The sequence below is a fragment of the Paenibacillus sp. VCA1 genome, assembly GCF_031583795.1.
GTDB lineage: Bacteria > Bacillota > Bacilli > Paenibacillales > Paenibacillaceae > Paenibacillus_AQ > Paenibacillus_AQ albilobatus.
Window position 1 is genome coordinate 350,380 of record NZ_JAVLSX010000004.1, and the last position, 18,767, is coordinate 369,146.

Sequence of the window (18,767 nt, forward strand, 5' to 3'; positions counted from 1 at the left end):
GGAGATGTTGTCCAATGAATAACGCATCCAGCGCACTAAAGGTTGCCGCAGGCATTTTTCTGACCATTGCCCTCATTACCATCGTCGTTATCTTGTTTATTTCGGCCCAGGAAGCGACCAAAACGGCCCAGAACAATTTTTCGGACATTCAAACCGAACTGTCGCAAGCTTCCTTTACGGTGTATGACGGCACGAGCATCAGCGGATCGCAGGTGACGAACGCCTTGCGGAAATTCAGGGATAAGGACCAGTTCGGCATCCTCGTTAAAACGGGGAAAAACAGGGGAGGGCAATGGTATGGCAACAGCCTGTACATCGGAAACGTCGCGGACGACAAATACGGCTCGGTCGTTGACATTAATAACCGGGTCGGGGATTTGCGGAATACGATGATCGAGTCCAGCGACGAATACGTCAATCCGAGCGGAAAATTCAAGGCGAGCATCATTAAAGACAGATCCAACGTCGTGCGCGGACTAGTCTTTGAGCAGTAAACGAAACGAAGGTGAGGGAAGGCATCATGAACGACAACGTTCAGAACATGGTCGGCTTAAGCGTCATCCTTGCCCTGTTTTTGAGCGCCTGCTACTTTACGTTGGGACTGACCGGCCGGATCAATGCAGCCCTGCACGAAACATCTCCGGTTGTTGCCGGACAAAAACGGAGCGTTTATGAAACGTTGATGCAATCGAGGCCCGATCGTTACAGCGGTCCGCAAGCATTGATGCTTGCTTCGGATCAGATGAAGGCGGGGGTCCGCATTTGGGTTGATGGCGTTCCGATTGCTTCGGTCGAACCGCTGGAGCTTGCGGGAAAATCCATATTTCAATCGAATGCCGGGTACCGGGCGGAATATATAAGGAATGTGAACGGCTTGTTGGAGGAAATACGGTTTGCCAAACTGATGCCCGGCGAGGATGACCTATGAGCAGCGCCGTTTCAAAGTTTGTAGCCGTCCTGTTGGCGGTTGCGCTCATGTTCGTGTACCCGGCGGCAGAAGCATACCGGAAGCAGGATGATCTGTCGCGGATCGTCGTCTATAACGCGGTAACCCAGTTTGTTGACGCCGTTCGGAACAAAGGATACGTTACACCTGTCATGTATCAGGATTTTCTAAGTGAAATGGCCGCCACCGGCAATGAATTTGACGTTCAAATGGAACATTTGCATAAAAAATATACGCCTGTATATTCGGACGCGGCGAATCCGGCAACGTTCCAGCAGAAAGTCGATGTGTCCTATGAAGGCTTTTATACGGCGGATATTTTGTCTGTCATCTATCCGGACAATGTGCTGCCGAAAGATCATGAAGACAGAATGTACCGGATGAATGCGGGCGATTTTTTTAAGGTCACGGTTAAAAACGTCAACCGAACGGCAGGCACGATCATGACGGATTTTATTTCCGGCTCCGTTCCGGGGGATGCTCCCGTCCTGGCTTTTCCGTATGGAGGCATGGTGCTTAATGAAGATTACTGATTTTTCGATCGTGTTTGTCCTCATTTTTGTCCCGGCATTTCTGCTCAGCGGGTTTTACGTCAAAGATCAGCAGACGGTACGGTTCCTTGAATTGAAATACGTTACCGCCCTGCGGACGGCGGTGCAAGACGGAGCCAGCGTGCTGAACCGAAACGAAAAGCAGGAGTTCGAGGCGGGATACGGGTCCGAAAAGTTTTTTCGGGCCGACAAAGAAGAGGCGTTGGCGGTTTTCTACAAAAGCTTGTACGCGAATTTGGGGATCGAAGACGATCTTCCCGCGCAGGCGGCGCTGGATCATTATATACCGGCCGTGGCCGTCATCGATTACGACGGTTATTACGTTTACGCGGACGAAGAGTACACGGGTGAAGATGGACACCCGCGGGTCCGGCATGTCTGGAGCCCCAAAAAACCTTTTGCCTACGGCGACGAAAACGGCAATCTCGTCCGTTTTACGTTGGATAACGAGGTGGAAGCGTACGATTTTACCGCAGGACAGTGGATCCGCGGCTTGCAGAGGGAACTGGCGGCTTCGACGAACGTCCCTCTTCTTGCCCGTCCGGAGTTGTTTGAGCAGGTAAGGAGGACGACCATCGTGCAAACGATCCAAAACGATTTGGCCAATGTCATTAACCGGCATAACGAATTTGCCGCCAAAAACGGCGTCTCATATTTGTTCACGCTGCCTTCAATCTCCGGGGAGGAATGGAACAACTCGATTCGGGATATCGGCATGATGGCATTCATTCAGGGCATACCCGTCGGCCATGACTACATTAACAACTATGCCCTCGGCGGTGGCAGGCTCGTCAAGCGGCCGAATTTGTTCGCCGGATCGGATCCTGCGACGGGCATTCGTTATTTTGAACGCGGAAGCTGCCGGAGCGGACTCGTTTACGAAGAAACGTTTACCGATGCCAAAGAAGCCGCAGCCAACGGTTATTTCGAAAGAAGCTGCAATCGCTAAAAAAACGCGAATTTCTGGAACGGCGAAAGAGGCGGGGGTGAGTGCGGAACACTCATCACCTACATGATCGCGATCAACGTTTTTTCATGTCTTTCAACTAAACTCCTACTTATGATAAAATGGTATCTTGAATGCCCTTATTGGGATGGAATCAATCCAGCAAAGAACTATTTATCATAGACAGGAGCCAGAACGTATTTATGAGTTTATTGACCGTTGAAAACGTCTCCCATAATTTCGGGGAGCGCACATTGTTTAAAAACGTTTCCTTCCGCCTGTTGGCAGGCGAGCATGTCGGCCTCGTCGGCGCAAACGGCGTCGGCAAGTCGACGCTGATGAACATTTTGACGGGACAACTGTTAAAGGACAGCGGGAAGGTAGAGTGGACGCCTAAGGTTCGTTACGGCTACCTCGACCAGCACTCCAAGCTGACTCCCGGCAAAACGGTGCGCGACGTCCTGAAGGACGCTTTCCTGCCGCTGCTTGAGCTGGAGCAGGAAATGATGGAAATCACAAACAAAATGGCGGATGCGACGCCGGAAGAACTTGAAACCTTGCTTGAGCAGATGGGCGAAATTCAGGAGCAGCTGGAAATCGGCGATTTTTACATGATCGACGTCAAAGTCGAGGAAATGGCAAACGGACTCGGATTGTCCGCCATCGGACTGGACCGGGACGTATCCGCGCTAAGCGGCGGCCAACGCACGAAGGTACTTTTGGCCAAGCTGCTGCTGGAGAAGCCGACCGTGCTTCTGCTGGACGAACCGACCAACTATTTGGACGTCGAGCATATCGAATGGCTGACCCAATATTTGAAATCCTATCCGTACGCCTTTATTCTGATTTCCCACGACACGGAATTCATGAATCAGGTCGTCGACGTGATCTATCATTTGGAATTCGCCAAGCTTACCCGATATTCGGCCAATTACGAGAAGTTTTTGGAGATGGCCGACATTTCGAAAAACCAGCATATCGATGCTTATGAAAAACAGCAGGAATTCATTAAGAAACAGGAAGATTTTATCCAGCGCAACAAAGCCCGTTATTCCACTTCGGGTCGGGCGAAAAGCCGCGAGAAGCAGCTGAACCGCATCGAGCGGATCGACAAGCCGGAAGAAGCGGCGAAGCCGGTGTTCAACTTCAAGGAAGCCCGCGCCAGCGGCAAGGTTGTGTTCGAAGGCATCGATTTCGAGATCGGCTACAACCATCCGCTGCTGCCTAAGATGAGCATGACGATTGAACGCGGCGATAAAATCGCCATCGTCGGCTGCAACGGAGTCGGAAAATCGACGCTGCTCAAAACGATTTTGGGCAAAATTCCGCCGATCAGCGGGAAAACGTATTTGGGCGATTTCCTATATCCTGCTTATTTCGAGCAAGAGGTGCGCCCGGGCAACATCACGCCGATCGATGACGTCTGGAACGAGTTCTCTTCGCTAAACCAGCATGAGGTTCGCGCGCATTTGGCGCGCTGCGGACTGAAAAACGAGCATATTACCCGTCCGTTGAACATGCTGAGCGGCGGCGAACAAGCCAAGGTCAGATTATGCAAGCTGATGATGCGCGAATCGAACTGGATTCTGTTCGACGAACCGACGAACCATTTGGACGTCGTCGCCAAAACCGAGCTGAAACGCGCTCTGCAGGAGTATAAAGGGACCATTTTGCTCGTATCCCACGAACCTGATTTTTATGAAGATTGGGTCACGAAAACTTGGAACGTCGAAGAATGGTCGCATCAGAAGGCTTGATTCCTCGGTTTCATTCAACTGCTGCCGTGTTCCGCAAGGAACGCGGCTTTTTCAAGTCAACCGCGTGATGTCGCGGTCACCGGTTGCCGCGGGGAAAGCCATACAGGTTGGGATATCCGCCTAACGCGGATGTTTGCAACGACAGAACAAAGCATAGGAGATGGGGCATGTGAGCATCGGAAATGATCGTTATTCCAGACAAGAGCGGTTTGCTCCTTTAGGCCCGGAAGGCCAGCGCAAGTTAGGGGAAAGCCATGTGTTGATCGTCGGCGCAGGCGCGCTGGGGACTTCGATAGCCGAAACGCTCGCCAGAGCGGGAATCGGACGCTTGACGATCGCCGACCGGGATTACGTCGAATGGAGCAATCTGCAGAGACAGCAGCTTTTTTCCGAAAGGGACGCCGTGCAAAGGCTGCCAAAAGCGGTTGCCGCCAAACAAAGGCTGGAGGCGATCAACTCTTCCATCCGGATCGACAGCCATGTCATGGACGTGAGGCTCGACGAACTGGTCTCGCTGGTCCAAGGGGTGGATCTGATCATGGATGGAACGGATAATTTCGATACGCGGCTTTTGATCAACGATATCTCCCAGAAATACCGGATCCCGTGGATCTATGGAGGATGCGTAGGCAGCTACGGCATTACGTACACCATTTTGCCCGGCGAGACCCCTTGCCTGAACTGTTTGCTTGGCGCGGTTCCGCTTGGAGGGGATACATGCGATACTTCGGGCATCCTGCCTCAAGCGGTTCAAATGGTAACGGCGCATCAGACGGTCGAAGCCATAAAGCTGTTGAGCGGACATCCGGAAGCGCTTCGCGATAAGCTGCATACATTCGACCTTTGGAGAAATGAACAGATGTCCATGGGCGTGCGGCACGCCCGGAAAACGGACTGCCTTTCCTGCGGCGAAAGCCGGATCTTTCCGTATTTATCGGCATCCAATCTGGAAAAAACCGACGTGTTATGCGGTCGGGACACGGTGCAAATCCGTCCTGCCCAAAAGCGTCGGCTTGACTTGGACGAAACCGCAAAACGTCTGTCCAAGCTGGGGGAAGGGAAAGTCGAAGCCAATCCGTTTCTCGTCTCATTTGAGACGGACGGGCGGCGGCTCGTTATTTTTGCGGACGGCAGGGCGCTCATTCACGGGACGAAAGATATCGCTGAAGCAAGATCGATATATCACCGCTATTTTGGCTAATCATGTCTTTCGACAAACCATTCCGGATGGAATGGTTTTTTTGCTGGGCGGCAACCCTATGGTAAGCGTTCCAGACGGACAACTAGCAGAAACTCGGGTGATATGAATGCATGAACGGCTGCTGGCGGTAGGGGAGTTTTTTGTACAAAGCGGCTTTGTCGACGCCCTTCGGGCAGACGGATACGAAATCATGAAGGCATCAAGCGAATATGAAGCGCTCCGCGCCATCGGCGAGCATACGATCGACCTGCTTTTTTTGGACCATGCGGATTATGAAGGGAGCTCCTTGCCCAAATTTATCAAGGCGCTGCTTCGGGAACAAGCCGACCGGCCTTTTCCGATCATTTTGTTTGAAAATCCGTTTCATGAGCGTGCGGTCATTCAAGGGCTTGAAGCCGGAGCAAACGATGTGGTGCCGCGAACGGTATCAAAAGAGGAACTGATGGCGCGTATTCGAAACTTGCTCCGGATTTTCCGGATCGAGGAGGAGCGAAGCCGCAAAAAAGTGACGGTGAGGGATTTGAGCATCGACCCCGGAAGCCGGAAAGTCGTCAGGGGAGGAAATGACATTGAATTGACCGTTAAGGAATTCGATTTGCTGCTTTATTTGGCGCGCCATGCAAACGAGGTTTGTTCGCGGGAAGACATTTTGAAACATGTGTGGGATTACGATTTTGACATGGGGACCAACGTAGTGGATGTTTATATCAGGCATCTCCGAACGAAAATGGATAAAGGTTACAGCAGAAAATTGATTCAATCCGTACGCGGAGTCGGATATATAATAAAAGAAGGCGAGTAAGATTACTCTTACCGCCTTCCTATAAGCTGGGGATACCCGAATGCTACAGTACGCGACGTGCTTTCAGGTAAGTTCTTTTCCAGTTGCCGGAGTTCAAATCGGAGACCGTTACGCCGGGGGAACCGTAAGTGTGCAGGATTTTACCGTTGCCCGCATACACCGCCACGTGTGTTACGTTGTGGCCGTTGGCTCTGCCGCCGCTGGAGAAAAATACGAGATCGCCGGGTTTCAGGTTCGATTTGGAAACCGCTTTGCCGACTTTGGATTGCTCCACGGACGTGCGCGGCAATTTGATTCCATAATGTCCGAAGATGTACTTCATAAACGAAGAGCAGTCGAAAACTTTCGTTGTGCTGGTAGAAGCACCGAATTTATACGGTCTGCCCATGAATTTTTTTCCATAATTAACGATTGCTTGTCCTTTGGAAGAAGAATAGGAAGTCGCCTTTACCGACTTGGAAGAAGCTGCTTCCGTTACAGATGTTCCCGTTGCCAGCATTCCTGTAATACCTATGGTTGCACATAGCCCTACGGCTACTAATTTTTGGAATAGATGTTTTTGAGTCATGTTGTGATTACCTCCAAATTTCGTTTTCTTTCAGGCTCGATTCCGAGTATAACAGTTTTGTAACAACCTAAAATATGGATGGCATGCCTCAAACCATTGCGACTCCAACAAATTTCCCGCTTTATTAAAAAACGATTAAAAGTTACAAAAAATTAAGAAATTGATTGCAACTGGTGTGAAAATAAAGAAAAACCCTTGATACACAAGGGTTTTTCGGTGTCTTTTCGATGGTTCGATTTCAGAACGCTGTAACCATTTTAAACTCTTTCAATGGCAGCGTACCATCCTTTTTCCAATCGGTTAATCACGGCTTTGGATCACGAGCAGCAGTCCGCTTGCAATGCTTACCCGGCCGCGGTCTCCAAGAAGAACGTTGCTGATGCCGAGGGAATCGCCTATTTTGAGCGTGGCGTCTTCAAGCGGATATTGAAACCCTTCGAGGGTAATGCCCGTAACTTCTGGCGTCATCGGAAGCAAGGATACATATTTGAAGCCCCGGTCGAGCACTTCGATCGTGGAGCCGGTTAACGTAATATAATTGTTGCGATCCATGATGGCGCATTGGATTTGATGCTGGAGCGCCCAGTTCAGCATTTGCACATTGGCCAGCGTGTGGTCCATGCGCGTTCCCGTCCCGCCGATCAGCAAAATAAAGTCCGGCTCCTGCCTCGCCGCCATTTCGAACGCGAGCTCGGTGTCGGATAGGTCTTTGTCGACCGGATCGCATTCGATGATATTTCCGCTTTCCGCACGGACATGCTTCAATTCCTGCGGCGATATCGAATCGAAGTCGCCGACGGCGAGATCGGGTTTGATGCCGTGGCGAATCAAAAACAGGGCTCCTTTGTCCGCTCCAATGACAAAATCCGCCGGCTGAATTTCATTAATATATTGGGGATACAGATCCCCTCCGGAAAAAATAACGACGCGTTTACGGTTCATCGACGTTTCCCCCTAAATCCATTTCATTCCTACTAAGTTGTGATTCCAGTATAAAGGAGGAGTTCGCAAAAATCCAAAAAGATAAAATCGATCTTGCGCAATCCGGCCGGGCACGACTACAATAATGAAGACATAGGATAGGGGAGAGGTTAGAGAGAAATTGGACATGCATGCATTTGAAATATTCAGCATCATCGGCACGATCGCTTTTGCGATGTCGGGCGCATTCGTCGCCATGGAGGAAGAATACGACATCCTGGGCATCCTGGTGCTAGGACTTGTGACGGCGTTCGGCGGAGGCGTCATCCGAAACGTGCTGATCGGCGTGCCGGTTACGACGTTATGGAGCCAAGGCCTGCTGATCAAGCTGGCGATTTTGTCGATTATCGTGGCATTCCTGCTGCCATTGGGTTGGATCAAACATTGGAAGCGGACGGAGGCTTTTTTCGACGCTATCGGTCTGTCGGCTTTCGCCATTCAGGGAGCGCTTTACGCCGCAAACATGCACCATCCGCTGTCGGCCGTCGTGGTTGCCGCAGTGATGACGGGCATCGGCGGAGGGATTATTCGCGATTTGCTTGCGGGACGCAAGCCGCTAGTGCTCAAGGATGAAATCTACGCCGTATGGGCAGCCATCGCCGGTGCGATGATCGGGCTGGACTGGGTCCGTTCGACCTGGCAGGCGGTCCTTCTCTTTGCTGTGATCGTCCTGCTGCGCATGCTTTCCGTACATTATAGATGGAAGCTTCCGCGGCGCTCGCTTCACATGTCTTCTTCGACCGATCTATCCATAAAGGGAACCAAGGGCAAACAAAGCCGGAAGACAGCATAACAGAGGAGGCAATTCAACAACATGGTATCCGTATTATTCGTATGTTTGGGCAACATATGCCGTTCGCCGATGGCCGAGGCCGTCATGCGCCATAAAGTAAAGCAAGCCGGGCTTCAACACCTGATCACGGTGGACTCGGCCGGAACCGGAGACTGGCACCTTGGCCAAAAACCGCATCAGGACACGCGCCGTATGCTGGACGAGCAGGGGATCGGTTACGAAGGCATTTCGGCCCGCCGCATCGCAAGCCCGGATTTTGAAACCTTCGAGTACATCGTGTGCATGGACAACAGCAATCTCGAAAACGTGAAAAAGCTTCCGGGATCCAAAACGGAACGTTTGCTCAAATTTATGGATCTGCTGCCGGAGCATGAGCTTCGGGAAGTGCCGGACCCGTATTACACGGGGAACTTTGAGCAGGTTTACGAGTTGATCGATGCCGGCTGCGAAGCGTTATTAAATAAAATCCGTTTAGAGAAGCTGTAACCTGCTGAAGATTTTGCAAATGAACCGTACATTTTTAATGAAAAAGCGGCATTGTTGCCGTTTTTTCGGAAAAACAATGAAAACGCAATCATTTTTGAATGAGGGGAGGTTCGAAAAAAAGAAAGGTGAACAAAAGAACGTTATGCCGCAAGTCGGCGTACGTCTTCAGTTCACCTTTTTAATTCTTAACCCGCATGATTGTGCAGGATCACGCACGGAAAAAATACGTCAGCGCATTCGGCAGTTCTTTTTGCCAAAATCCCCAAATATGCTTGCCGTCTTTTTCCGCATACTCCACTTTAGCTCCTCTGTCCAGAAGCAGTTCGCGGGTCTGGCGGTTTAACTCCACGAAATTATGGGTGCCGTGATCGGTTTCGAATGCCGTTTCCTGCAGTCCGACAATCATATAAACGTCCAGCCAGGACAAGTCGTCCTGCGCTTCGAAGATGTCCTGGGAAGCCGGATAATACGCGCCGGAAAGGCTGATGATGCGCCGGAACAGCTCCGGATACCGGACAGCCAGGTGCAAAGAGACGCTGCCGCCGAGGGAGTCACCGGCCAGAACCCGCTCGGATGCTTCCCGCCGCACGGGATATTTGGCTTCGATGAAGGGAATAATCTCTTCTGCGAAGCAGCGCGTATAGGCATCGAAACGGCTGCCGAACGGCGCGTATTCATCGGTGCGGACCGAGGTATCCACGTCAACCCCGACGATGATGAAAGGGTCGGTATGACCGTCGAGAATCAAATAATTGGCGGTCGTCGCGATCCGTCCGAAGTTAAAAAACTCCTCGCCGTCCTGGCAATACACGACAGGGTAGCTCAAAATTTCATTATATCCCGGCGGGAGGTAAACGCGAAGATTGCGTGTTTCATTCAGAAACCGGCTTTCGATTTGTTCCTTAAGAATCGTTCTTTTTAAATACTTTGAATCCGTCATCCGTGTTCACCCTTCTTGCAGTTGATTTTTCATCCCCATAAACGTTGCCGTTTGCGTTTCCATCATGTGGGAATATTCAAGCTTTTGTCAAATACTCGAAAACTGTTATAGTTTTATCGATACACTGTTACATATACAAAACTCGATATTTTCGAAATTTATCCGCAATAGCTTTGACGAATCGAGTAAAACAGGTGTATAATAATTCTATAACAGCAGAGCCTGATATTCAAATTTTTTTGTTGAGGTGAAGATAATGAGCAAGGTGCCTTATGAAGTGTATACCGAGGAAGTCGAAGCACTTTCCGTGCTCTCTCCCGAAGGTGAAATCATTAACGAAGATAAAATGCCTAACCTTACTGATGATCAACTGAAAGAAATTATGTACCGCATGGTATTTACCCGCACCTGGGATGACCGCGCCGTGAACCTTGGCCGTCAAGGCCGCCTGGGCTTTTACGCTCCGGTATCCGGTCAAGAAGCGACGATGGTCGGCAGTGAATTTGCATTGGAAAAAGACGACTTCATTTGCCCTGGTTACCGCGATATGCCGCAAATCGTATGGCATGGACTGCCATTGTATCAAGCGTTCCTCTACTCCCGCGGCCATCAGCATGGCGGCCAAATTCCGGAAGGCGTCAACGTATTGATGCCGCAAATCATCATCGGCGCGCAAATTTTGCATGCGATGGGCATCGCGATGGGTTACAAGCTGAAAAAGCAAAAACAAGTGGTCATCACTTACACCGGTGACGGCGGTTCTTCCGAAGGCGACTTCTACGAAGGCCTCAACTATGCTGGACGTTACAAGCTTCCGGTCATTTTCTTTGTGCAAAATAACGGCTATGCCATTACAACTCCTTTCTCGAAACAAACGGCGGCGTTGTCCATTGCCCACAAAGCGGTAGCGGCAGGCATCCGCGGCGTCAAAGTCGACGGAATGGACGTGTTCGCAGTCATCAGCGCGGTTCGCGAAGCTGCTGAACTTGCCCGCAAAGGCGAAGGCGCTACTTTGATCGAAGCGGTAACTTACCGTTTCCGTCCGCACTCCTTGTCCGACGACGCGACAAAATACCGTACGAAAGACGAAGAAGGCGAATGGAACGCGAAGGATCCGATCATCCGCCTCGGCAAATATCTGGAGAAAAAAGGGCTTTGGTCCGAAGAAGATACGGCTCGCGTAAAAGAAGAAGCGAAAGCGAAAGTGAACGAAGAAATCAAAAAAGCGGAACAAACCGAGAAAATGACTGTTCCTGGCCTCATCGACAGCATGTTCGAAACGACGCCGAAACATTTGGAAGAGCAAAAAGCCGATTTCCAATAATCGAAAATCCGCTATTTGGACTTGCAACGTGAACAGTGAATGTTAAGGAGGAAATGAAGCAATGGCACAAATGAATATGAAAGAAGCAATCCGCGACGCAATCCGCGTGGAGATGAAGCGTGACCCTAACGTCATTGTGTTCGGTGAAGACGTTGGTAATGTGGGCGGCGTATTCCGTGCAACGGAAGGGCTGCAAAAAGAATTCGGCGAAGAGCGCATTTTCGATACGCCGCTGGCTGAATCCGCGATCGGCGGCCTGGCTGTCGGTTTGGGAATCCAAGGCTTCCGTCCGGTAGCCGAAATCCAGTTCGTCGGCTTTATTTTCGAAGCGCTGGACCAAATGTTCGTGCAGGCGGCTCGCATGCGTTACCGTTCCGGCGGCCGTTACAACGCTCCGATCGTGTTCCGCACGCCTTTCGGCGGCGGGGTTAAAGCAGCCGAACTCCATACCGACTCGCTCGAAGGTTTGGCGGTGCAAACTCCGGGTATTAAAGTGGTAGTGCCTTCGAACCCGTACGACGCCAAAGGCCTGCTTATCGCGGCCATCCGCGACAACGATCCCGTATTTTTCATGGAGCATTTGAACTTGTACCATGCGTTCCGCGCGGAAGTGCCTGAAGGGGACTACACCGTAGAAATCGGCAAAGCGAATGTGGTTCGCGAAGGTTCCGACGTAACGATCATCGCTTACGGCATGATGGTTCACACGGCGACGAAAGCTGCCGAAGAGCTTGAAAAAACGAAAGGCATCAAAGCCGAAATCATCGACCTGCGCACGCTGAATCCTTTGGACATCGACACGATCGTTGCATCGGTGAAGAAAACGAACCGTGCCATCGTCGTGCAGGAAGCGCAAAAAACTTCCGGCGTTGCCGCAGAAGTTATCGCGCAAATCAACGAAAAAGCCATTTTGCACCTGGAAGCGCCGGTTCTCCGCGTAGCGGCTCCGGACACGGTATATCCATTTGCGCAAATCGAAGATACATGGCTTCCTACGCCGGCTCGGATTATCGCTGCAGTCAACAAAGTCATGGAATTCTAAGAAAAAGAGTTTTGATAGGAGGTACTAAAGGTGGCAAAATTTGAATATCGGTTCCCGGAATTGGGCGAAGGCTTGCATGAAGGCGAAATTATTAAAATGCACATCAAGCCGGGCGATAAAGTAACAGACGACGACATCATCATGGAAGTACAAAACGACAAAGCAGTGGTCGAGGTTCCTTGCCCGGTGAACGGTACGGTGCAGGAAGTTTTCGCCAAGGACGGACAAGTGTGCCGCGTAGGCGAGGTCGTTGCCATTATCGATGCGGAAGGCGAACTTCCGGAACAAGAGGCTCCTGCAGCGGATCATGGTTCCATGGAAGCTGACGCGGCTCAAGGCGGCGCGGAAACGACTTCTTCTCCAGCCCAAAACAGCCCTGAAGCGGCTAAGCAAGGCGGAGAAAACGCTCCGGCTCCTGCAGCTCCAAACAAAGAAGTGCTGGCTACGCCAAGCGTACGCAAATTTGCGCGCGAACAAGGCGTTGACCTCACTCAAGTGACAGGCACAGGCAACAACGGCAAAATCACCAAAGAAGACGTCGAAGCATTCAAAAACGGCGGAGGCCAAGCAGCCGCTCCGGCAGCGAAAGAAGAAAAAGCCGCTCCGGCAGCGTCCGCGGCAGCTCCGGCAGTGGATGCTCGCGCAGAAGAAGAACGCGTGCCATTCAAAGGCATCCGCAAAGCGATTGCCAATGCGATGGTTAAATCGGCTTACACGGCGCCGCACGTTACCATTATGGACGAAGTGGACGTTACAGAGCTGGTAGCCTTCCGTACGCGCATGAAACCGATCGCCGAGAAAAAAGGAACGAAAGTCACCTATCTGCCTTTCATCGTCAAAGCGCTGGTTGCGGCTTCCCGCCAATTCCCTGCATTGAACGCGACAATCGACGAAGAAAACAACGAAATTGTCTACAAAAAGTACTACAACATCGGTATCGCTACGGATACGGACAACGGCCTGATCGTACCGGTTATCAAAGATGCCGACCGTAAGAGCATCTGGATGATCGCAGACGCGATCCGCGACCTCGCGGCACGCGGCCGCGAAGGCAAGCTGACTCCGGCTGAAATGAAAGGCAGCACGATCTCCATCACCAACATCGGTTCCGCCGGCGGCATGTTCTTTACTCCAATCATCAACTTCCCTGAAGTTGCGATTTTGGGTACCGGACGCATTACGGAAAAACCTGTCGTGAAAAACGGCGAAATCGTTGCCGCTCCTGTTATGGCTCTGTCCTTGAGCTTTGACCACCGCATCATCGACGGCGCGACGGCTCAAAACTTTATGAACTATATCAAATCGCTGCTCAGCAATCCTGAGCTGCTGGTAATGGAGGTATAAGACATGGTAGTAGGAGACGCTTCTCTCGATATCGACACATTGGTCATTGGTGCAGGTCCTGGCGGTTACGTTGCCGCCATCCGCGCCGCACAGCTGGGTCAAAAAGTTCTGATCGTTGACAAATCCGAAGTGGGCGGCGTGTGCTTGAACCGCGGGTGTATTCCTTCCAAAGCGTTGATCGCCGCGGCACATCAATACGAGTCGGCTAAACATGCGGACGCATTCGGCGTATCCGTCGAAAACGTCAAAGTGGATTTTTCCAAAACCCAGGAATTCAAAAACAGCGTTGTTAAGAAACTTACAGGCGGCGTTGCGGGCCTTCTGAAAGGCAACAAAGTCGAAGTTTTCCATGGCGAATGCATGTTCATCAGCGAAAACGAGGCACGCTGCTTCAACGAGCATGAATCTCCTCGTTACCGTTTCAAACACTGCATCATTGCGACGGGTTCCCGTCCGATCGAGCTGAAAGCATTCCCGTTCGGCGGACGCATCCTGTCCTCGACAGAAGCTCTCAACCTGCCTGAAATTCCGAAGAGCCTCGTCGTCATCGGCGGCGGCTACATCGGAGCCGAACTTGGCCAAATGTTCTCGAAATTCGGAACGAAGGTAACGATTCTCGAAGGTATGGATACGATCCTGAACGGATTCGATCCGGACATGACGAAGCTGGTCGTGAAGAGCATGAACAAAACCGGCGTCGAAATCATTACGAATGCCATAGCCGAAAGCGCAGAGCAAACGGATAAAGACGTTACGGTTAAATATCAGGTGAACGGCGAAACGAAAGAAGTCACGGCAGACTACCTGCTCGTAACGGTTGGACGCCGTCCAAACACCGACGGAGATCTGGGTCTGGACCTGATCGGCATCGAAATGACCGACCGCGGACTCATCAAAGTCGACCATCAAGGACGCACCAACAAGCCGAACATCTTCGCCATCGGCGACGTTGTTGCCGGACCTGCATTGGCGCATAAGGCTTCCTATGAGGGCAAAGTAGCTGCCGAAGCCATCGCCGGACATCCTTCGGTTGTCGATTATAAAGTGGTTCCTGCGGTAGCGTTCGTCGATCCTGAATGCGCAAGCGTAGGTTACACCGAAAAAGAAGCGAAAGAAAAAGGCTATAAAGCGAAAGCGGCCAAATTCCCGTTTGCGGGTAACGGACGTGCGCTGTCCCTGAACAATGCCGACGGTTTCGTGAAATTGATTTTCGACGAAGAAACCCAATTGGTTCTGGGCTGCCACATCGCCGGTATCGAAGCTTCGAACCTGATTGCCGAGCTGGGTCTCGCAATCGAGATGGGTGCTACGCTTGAAGATATCGCTTTGACGATCCATGCTCACCCAACGCTGGGCGAAATCGTGATGGAAACGGCTGAGCTTGCGCTTGGCAATCCGATTCATGTCATTGCGCCGCGCAGATAATGAGTCTTCATTAAATAACGTGATGAACAAGAGCCTTGCATGCTGCAGGCTCTTGTTTTTTTGCATTTACTTCCGATCCTTGTACATAACACCAAAATGACGCGAGCAATATACGGTTTTTCCGAACGTTTTGGATGCTAGAGGATGAAATTATGTATTTTCTCGCAGCTTTGCGGCATGGTAAACTAGTAAAAAGGATTTTGGTTAAAACGAAGGATCAGATCTTACGGAAGTCGCCCTGCGGGTATACCAAGTTAACGAACCTTTAGTGTAAGTTGGTCCCGGCAAGGCAAACAGAGCGAAGTGGAAGGGTTGGAACGAACATGAAAAAGTATTTGGATTTGCTTCATGATATTTTGGAAAATGGAACGCCAAAGGAGGACCGCACGGGAACGGGCACGATCTCGGTTTTTGGAAGACAGCTGAGATTCGATCTTTCCGAAGGGTTTCCGCTGCTGACGACAAAACGGATTCATATCAAATCGGTAGTGCATGAACTGCTGTGGTTCCTCAGCGGCGAAACCAATATAGGTTATTTGAAGGAAAACGGCGTGACCATTTGGGACGAGTGGGCCGACGAAAACGGGGATTTGGGGCCGGTATACGGCTCGCAATGGCGCCATTGGAAGTCGCCGGACGGAACGCACATCGATCAGATTGCAAACGTCATCGATTCGATCCAAAACAATCCGGATTCGCGGCGGCATATCGTCAGCGCTTGGAACGTGGCCGAAATCGAGCGGATGAAGCTTCCGCCATGCCATTTCGTCTTTCAGTTCTACGTGGCGGGAGGAAAGCTGTCCTGCATGCTGACGATGCGGTCCGTCGATACGTTCCTGGGCCTTCCGTTCAACATCGCCAGCTACGCCCTGCTGACGCATATGGTCGCGCAGCAATGCGGGCTCGAACCCGGAGAGTTTGTCTGGTCCGGCGGCGACGTGCATATTTATACGAACCATTTGGAGCAGGTCAAAACGCAGCTGGAGCGCGAGCCGTACGAACTTCCGCGGCTGGTGATCAAACGGAAGCCGGAGTCGATTTTCGATTACAAGTTCGAAGACTTCGAATTTCTCAATTATAAGCATCATCCGGGCATTAAAGCGCCGGTCGCTATATAAGCAATCAACTTCATTTTCCCTGAAAATAGGAGCGTGAATGGCATGAGCATGACGTACATTTTGGCCATGGGTAAAAACAGGGTCATCGGCCGCGATAACGCCCTTCCTTGGCGGCTGCCGAGAGACATGGCATTTTTCAAAGAGCAGACGATGGGCAAAAAAGTGCTGATGGGGCGGAAAACGTGGGAATCGTTCGGAGCCAAGCCGCTGCCCGGCCGCACCAATATCGTAATGACGCGGGATCCTCAATATACGGCTGCCGGCGCGCAGGTGATCCATACCGTCGAAGAAGCGGTCGAAACGAGCCGGGGGGAAGAAGTGATGGTGATCGGCGGCGAGGAAATTTACCGGCTGCTGATGCCCTACGCCGACCGCCTGCTCATTACGGAAATCGACGAGACGTTCGAAGGGGATACGTTTTTTCCGGAAATCGACGAAAGCGAATGGAAATGTATTCAGGAAGTACAAGGAATCCGTGACGAAAAAAATCCGTTTGATTACCGTTTTTGCACGTACGAACGACGGTAGCCTCAACGCATAACTGGCATCGCAATGTAAACAGCATGTTAATTAGTACAAATAATTATTCGGATAATCCATTTAATATTCAAAGAATGGGATGCTACTATAATTGAAATATCATTGCGTCGTTCTTATAGATGCGTAGAATCAACAGGAAAAGAACGGATGGGGGAAACACGTCATGTCTACACCTACAGGATTTATGGAATACAGCCGCCAGCTGCCGGCCGACCGCGAGCCGGCTGAACGCATAAAAGACTGGGAAGAATTCCACAAGCATTTGTCCGAAGAAGAGCTGCGCACGCAAGGCGCACGCTGCATGGATTGCGGCACGCCTTATTGCCATACGGGAATCGACATGACCGGAGGCACGTCGGGATGCCCGGTGAACAACCTGATTCCGGAGTGGAACAATTTGGTCTACCGCGGGCTTTGGAAGGAAGCGCTCGACCGCCTGCTGAAAACCAACAACTTTCCCGAATTTACCGGACGCATTTGCCCGGCTCCATGCGAAGGCTCGTGTACCGTGGGCCTCATTGGCCAGCCGGTAACGATCAAAACGATCGAGCAGGCGATCATCGACAAAGGTTTTGAAGAAGGCTGGATCGTTCCGACACCGCCGGAAAAACGCACAGGCAAACGCGTCGCCGTCGTCGGTTCGGGCCCGGCAGGCCTGGCTGCAGCCGCCCAATTGAACAAGGCGGGCCACAACGTGACCGTCTACGAACGGGCCGACCGGATCGGCGGACTTCTGATGTACGGCATTCCGTCCATGAAGCTGGATAAAGCGGTCGTGCAGCGCCGTGTGGACCTGATGGCTGCCGAAGGCATCCGCTTCGTGACGAATACCGAAATCGGCAAGGACATTTCCTCGCAGCAGCTTGTTGACGATTACGATGCCGTGGTGCTTTGCGGCGGCGCAACCAAACCGCGTGAATTCAATATCGAAGGCAGCGACCTGAACGGTGTTCATTACGCGATGACCTATTTGAACGGTACCATCAAAAGCCTGCTGGATTCCGGGTTGTCCGACGGGAAGTACATCTCCGCGGAAGGCAAGGACGTCATCGTCATCGGCGGCGGCGATACCGGCTCCGACTGCGTGGCTACGGCGCTTCGCCATGGCTGCCGCAGCATAACCCAATTCGGAACGCATCCGATGGCGCCGCTTGAACGCGATCCGATCAGCAACCCGTGGCCGCAGTTCCCGAACGTGTATACGCTCGATTACGCGCAGGAAGAAGCCAAAGCGGTATTCGGCAATGACCCTCGTGAGTTTTCCATCATGACGACCAAATTCGTCGGGGATGAGCACGGCAACCTCAAGGAGCTTCATACCGTGCAAATCCAGCGGATCGTCGACGAGACCGGACGCAAAATTTATCAGCCGATTCCGGGCACGGAAAAGGTGTTTCCGGCGCAAATGGCTTTGATCGCCATCGGTTTTGACGGACCGGAGCAAACGATCGTAAATCAGCTCGGTTTGGAAACCGACCGCAGATCGAACGTCAAGGCACCTTACGGCAAATATCAGACGAACGTCGATAAAGTGTTCGCCGCCGGCGATATGCGCCGCGGCCAAAGTTTGGTCGTCTGGGCGATCAACGAAGGACGCCAGGCTGCGCGCGAGGTGGACAAATACCTGATGGGCGCAACGGTCCTCGTATAAATAATCCGTTATTCATTATCCTTTTCCGAAAAGACTTCCCTAACTAAATAGGGAGGTCTTTTTTTAGTAGAATATCCTGGTCTGTCTTTAATGAAAGCACGTCGATAGAGTTACTCTTGTAAAAAAGGCTCGGCATAACCGCTTTTCAACAAATCAGGGGATCATTCAATGAGCATGCGCAAAGTCGCCGTTTCGAACGTGCTGAGATTGTCGCTTTCATTGAAAGAACGTCGGTTTTATGCTATCCTATTACTATTCGAATCTATGAAATGAACGAAACGCGGCCCGAGGAAGCTTCCTTTTCTCGGCCTTTTGCATTCCTAACAGCTATATGATTTAGAGCCCCGGAAAG

At 51.5% G+C, this 18,767-nt stretch carries 19 protein-coding genes; 16 read left to right on the forward strand and 3 right to left on the reverse strand.

Translation table 11 applies throughout. The features are described 5' to 3' along the window. Positions 1 to 14: 14 nt before the first annotated feature. The 7 genes from RJP21_RS10885 (at position 15) to RJP21_RS10915 (ending at position 6,203) form a co-directional block, all read left to right on the forward strand. A complete protein-coding gene (locus RJP21_RS10885; protein WP_160044440.1) occupies positions 15 to 494 on the forward strand; it encodes an ABC transporter permease in 480 nt (159 codons plus the stop codon). A gap of 26 nt (positions 495 to 520) precedes the next feature. Beyond that, positions 521 to 928: a hypothetical protein gene (locus tag RJP21_RS10890; RefSeq protein WP_310859275.1), complete on the forward strand. Its 408-nt coding sequence runs from the start codon at positions 521 to 523 to the stop codon at positions 926 to 928. Then, positions 925 to 1,479 carry a hypothetical protein gene (locus RJP21_RS10895; protein WP_310859276.1) on the forward strand — a complete coding sequence of 185 codons (555 nt, stop codon included), beginning with the start codon at positions 925 to 927 and terminating at the stop codon, positions 1,477 to 1,479. Before RJP21_RS10890 ends, RJP21_RS10895 begins: the two co-directional genes overlap by 4 nt. Then, positions 1,466 to 2,446, forward strand: coding sequence for a hypothetical protein (locus RJP21_RS10900; protein WP_310859277.1), 981 nt, complete (start codon positions 1,466 to 1,468; stop codon positions 2,444 to 2,446). The genes RJP21_RS10895 and RJP21_RS10900 overlap by 14 nt, the downstream gene beginning before the upstream one ends. 200 nt (positions 2,447 to 2,646) lie before the next feature. Beyond that, entirely contained in the window at positions 2,647 to 4,200 is a 1,554-nt protein-coding gene (locus tag RJP21_RS10905) for an ABC-F family ATP-binding cassette domain-containing protein (RefSeq protein WP_310859278.1), read from the forward strand. Between the two features lie 169 nt (positions 4,201 to 4,369). Then, positions 4,370 to 5,401 (forward strand): MoeB/ThiF family adenylyltransferase, encoded by a 1,032-nt coding sequence (locus RJP21_RS10910; protein ID WP_310859279.1) that lies wholly within the window; start codon positions 4,370 to 4,372, stop codon positions 5,399 to 5,401. Between the two features lie 106 nt (positions 5,402 to 5,507). Next, positions 5,508 to 6,203, forward strand: coding sequence for a response regulator transcription factor (locus RJP21_RS10915; protein ID WP_310859280.1), 696 nt, complete (start codon positions 5,508 to 5,510; stop codon positions 6,201 to 6,203). 43 nt (positions 6,204 to 6,246) lie between these two features. Here RJP21_RS10915 and RJP21_RS10920 read toward each other — a convergent pair whose 3' ends face one another. Next, complete coding sequence (locus RJP21_RS10920) at positions 6,247 to 6,771, reverse strand: C40 family peptidase (protein ID WP_212957785.1); 525 nt, start codon at positions 6,769 to 6,771, stop codon at positions 6,247 to 6,249. A 300-nt stretch (positions 6,772 to 7,071) separates the two neighbouring features. Continuing rightward, positions 7,072 to 7,713 carry a thiamine diphosphokinase gene (locus RJP21_RS10925; RefSeq protein WP_310859281.1) on the reverse strand — a complete coding sequence of 214 codons (642 nt, stop codon included), beginning with the start codon at positions 7,711 to 7,713 and terminating at the stop codon, positions 7,072 to 7,074. A gap of 166 nt (positions 7,714 to 7,879) precedes the next feature. Between RJP21_RS10925 and RJP21_RS10930 the strand changes: the two genes are divergently transcribed. Then, the gene (locus tag RJP21_RS10930) at positions 7,880 to 8,545 is read left to right on the forward strand and encodes a trimeric intracellular cation channel family protein (RefSeq protein ID WP_160044449.1); all 666 of its coding nucleotides are present in this window, start codon (positions 7,880 to 7,882) and stop codon (positions 8,543 to 8,545) included. Positions 8,546 to 8,566: 21 nt separating this feature from the next. Then, positions 8,567 to 9,031 carry a low molecular weight protein-tyrosine-phosphatase gene (locus tag RJP21_RS10935; protein WP_310859282.1) on the forward strand — a complete coding sequence of 155 codons (465 nt, stop codon included), beginning with the start codon at positions 8,567 to 8,569 and terminating at the stop codon, positions 9,029 to 9,031. Between the two features lie 208 nt (positions 9,032 to 9,239). Here RJP21_RS10935 and RJP21_RS10940 read toward each other — a convergent pair whose 3' ends face one another. Beyond that, entirely contained in the window at positions 9,240 to 9,971 is a 732-nt protein-coding gene (locus RJP21_RS10940) for an alpha/beta hydrolase (RefSeq protein WP_310859283.1), read from the reverse strand. A gap of 256 nt (positions 9,972 to 10,227) precedes the next feature. On the opposite strand from RJP21_RS10940, the gene pdhA reads away from it, so the two are divergent. The 7 genes from pdhA to RJP21_RS10975 all read left to right on the forward strand — a co-directional run bounded on the left by pdhA (position 10,228) and on the right by RJP21_RS10975 (position 18,415). Next, positions 10,228 to 11,295 carry a pyruvate dehydrogenase (acetyl-transferring) E1 component subunit alpha gene (pdhA, locus tag RJP21_RS10945; RefSeq protein WP_160044452.1) on the forward strand — a complete coding sequence of 356 codons (1,068 nt, stop codon included), beginning with the start codon at positions 10,228 to 10,230 and terminating at the stop codon, positions 11,293 to 11,295. 61 nt (positions 11,296 to 11,356) lie between these two features. Further along, complete coding sequence (locus RJP21_RS10950) at positions 11,357 to 12,337, forward strand: alpha-ketoacid dehydrogenase subunit beta (protein WP_160044453.1); 981 nt, start codon at positions 11,357 to 11,359, stop codon at positions 12,335 to 12,337. Between the two features lie 30 nt (positions 12,338 to 12,367). Beyond that, positions 12,368 to 13,681, forward strand: a complete 1,314-nt coding sequence (locus RJP21_RS10955; RefSeq protein WP_310859284.1) for a dihydrolipoamide acetyltransferase family protein — start codon at positions 12,368 to 12,370, stop codon at positions 13,679 to 13,681. A gap of 3 nt (positions 13,682 to 13,684) precedes the next feature. Beyond that, the gene (gene lpdA / locus RJP21_RS10960) at positions 13,685 to 15,106 is read left to right on the forward strand and encodes a dihydrolipoyl dehydrogenase (protein WP_310859285.1); all 1,422 of its coding nucleotides are present in this window, start codon (positions 13,685 to 13,687) and stop codon (positions 15,104 to 15,106) included. Positions 15,107 to 15,429: 323 nt separating this feature from the next. Beyond that, positions 15,430 to 16,224 (forward strand): thymidylate synthase, encoded by a 795-nt coding sequence (gene thyA, locus RJP21_RS10965; protein WP_310859286.1) that lies wholly within the window; start codon positions 15,430 to 15,432, stop codon positions 16,222 to 16,224. 42 nt (positions 16,225 to 16,266) lie between these two features. After that, on the forward strand, positions 16,267 to 16,752 hold the full coding sequence (locus RJP21_RS10970; protein WP_160044457.1) for a dihydrofolate reductase: 486 nt from the start codon (positions 16,267 to 16,269) through the stop codon (positions 16,750 to 16,752). 175 nt (positions 16,753 to 16,927) lie between these two features. Continuing rightward, positions 16,928 to 18,415 carry a glutamate synthase subunit beta gene (locus RJP21_RS10975; protein ID WP_310859287.1) on the forward strand — a complete coding sequence of 496 codons (1,488 nt, stop codon included), beginning with the start codon at positions 16,928 to 16,930 and terminating at the stop codon, positions 18,413 to 18,415. Positions 18,416 to 18,767: the final 352 nt, after the last annotated feature.

What these genes read in the sequence shown, in the direction of transcription:
- RJP21_RS10970 (WP_160044457.1), top strand. Translation starts at nt 16,267, where the DNA reads ATGAGCATGACGTACATTTTGGCCATGGGTAAAAACAGGGTCATCGGC.
- RJP21_RS10950 (WP_160044453.1), top strand. Translation starts at nt 11,357, where the DNA reads ATGGCACAAATGAATATGAAAGAAGCAATCCGCGACGCAATCCGCGTG.
- RJP21_RS10905 (WP_310859278.1), top strand. Translation starts at nt 2,647, where the DNA reads ATGAGTTTATTGACCGTTGAAAACGTCTCCCATAATTTCGGGGAGCGC.
- RJP21_RS10930 (WP_160044449.1), top strand. Translation starts at nt 7,880, where the DNA reads ATGCATGCATTTGAAATATTCAGCATCATCGGCACGATCGCTTTTGCG.
- RJP21_RS10890 (WP_310859275.1), top strand. Translation starts at nt 521, where the DNA reads ATGAACGACAACGTTCAGAACATGGTCGGCTTAAGCGTCATCCTTGCC.
- RJP21_RS10915 (WP_310859280.1), top strand. Translation starts at nt 5,508, where the DNA reads ATGCATGAACGGCTGCTGGCGGTAGGGGAGTTTTTTGTACAAAGCGGC.
- RJP21_RS10925 (WP_310859281.1), bottom strand. Translation starts at nt 7,713, where the DNA reads ATGAACCGTAAACGCGTCGTTATTTTTTCCGGAGGGGATCTGTATCCC.
- RJP21_RS10975 (WP_310859287.1), top strand. Translation starts at nt 16,928, where the DNA reads ATGTCTACACCTACAGGATTTATGGAATACAGCCGCCAGCTGCCGGCC.
- RJP21_RS10900 (WP_310859277.1), top strand. Translation starts at nt 1,466, where the DNA reads ATGAAGATTACTGATTTTTCGATCGTGTTTGTCCTCATTTTTGTCCCG.
- lpdA (WP_310859285.1), top strand. Translation starts at nt 13,685, where the DNA reads ATGGTAGTAGGAGACGCTTCTCTCGATATCGACACATTGGTCATTGGT.
- RJP21_RS10935 (WP_310859282.1), top strand. Translation starts at nt 8,567, where the DNA reads ATGGTATCCGTATTATTCGTATGTTTGGGCAACATATGCCGTTCGCCG.
- RJP21_RS10920 (WP_212957785.1), bottom strand. Translation starts at nt 6,771, where the DNA reads ATGACTCAAAAACATCTATTCCAAAAATTAGTAGCCGTAGGGCTATGT.
- pdhA (WP_160044452.1), top strand. Translation starts at nt 10,228, where the DNA reads ATGAGCAAGGTGCCTTATGAAGTGTATACCGAGGAAGTCGAAGCACTT.
- thyA (WP_310859286.1), top strand. Translation starts at nt 15,430, where the DNA reads ATGAAAAAGTATTTGGATTTGCTTCATGATATTTTGGAAAATGGAACG.
- RJP21_RS10895 (WP_310859276.1), top strand. Translation starts at nt 925, where the DNA reads ATGAGCAGCGCCGTTTCAAAGTTTGTAGCCGTCCTGTTGGCGGTTGCG.
- RJP21_RS10940 (WP_310859283.1), bottom strand. Translation starts at nt 9,971, where the DNA reads ATGACGGATTCAAAGTATTTAAAAAGAACGATTCTTAAGGAACAAATC.
- RJP21_RS10885 (WP_160044440.1), top strand. Translation starts at nt 15, where the DNA reads ATGAATAACGCATCCAGCGCACTAAAGGTTGCCGCAGGCATTTTTCTG.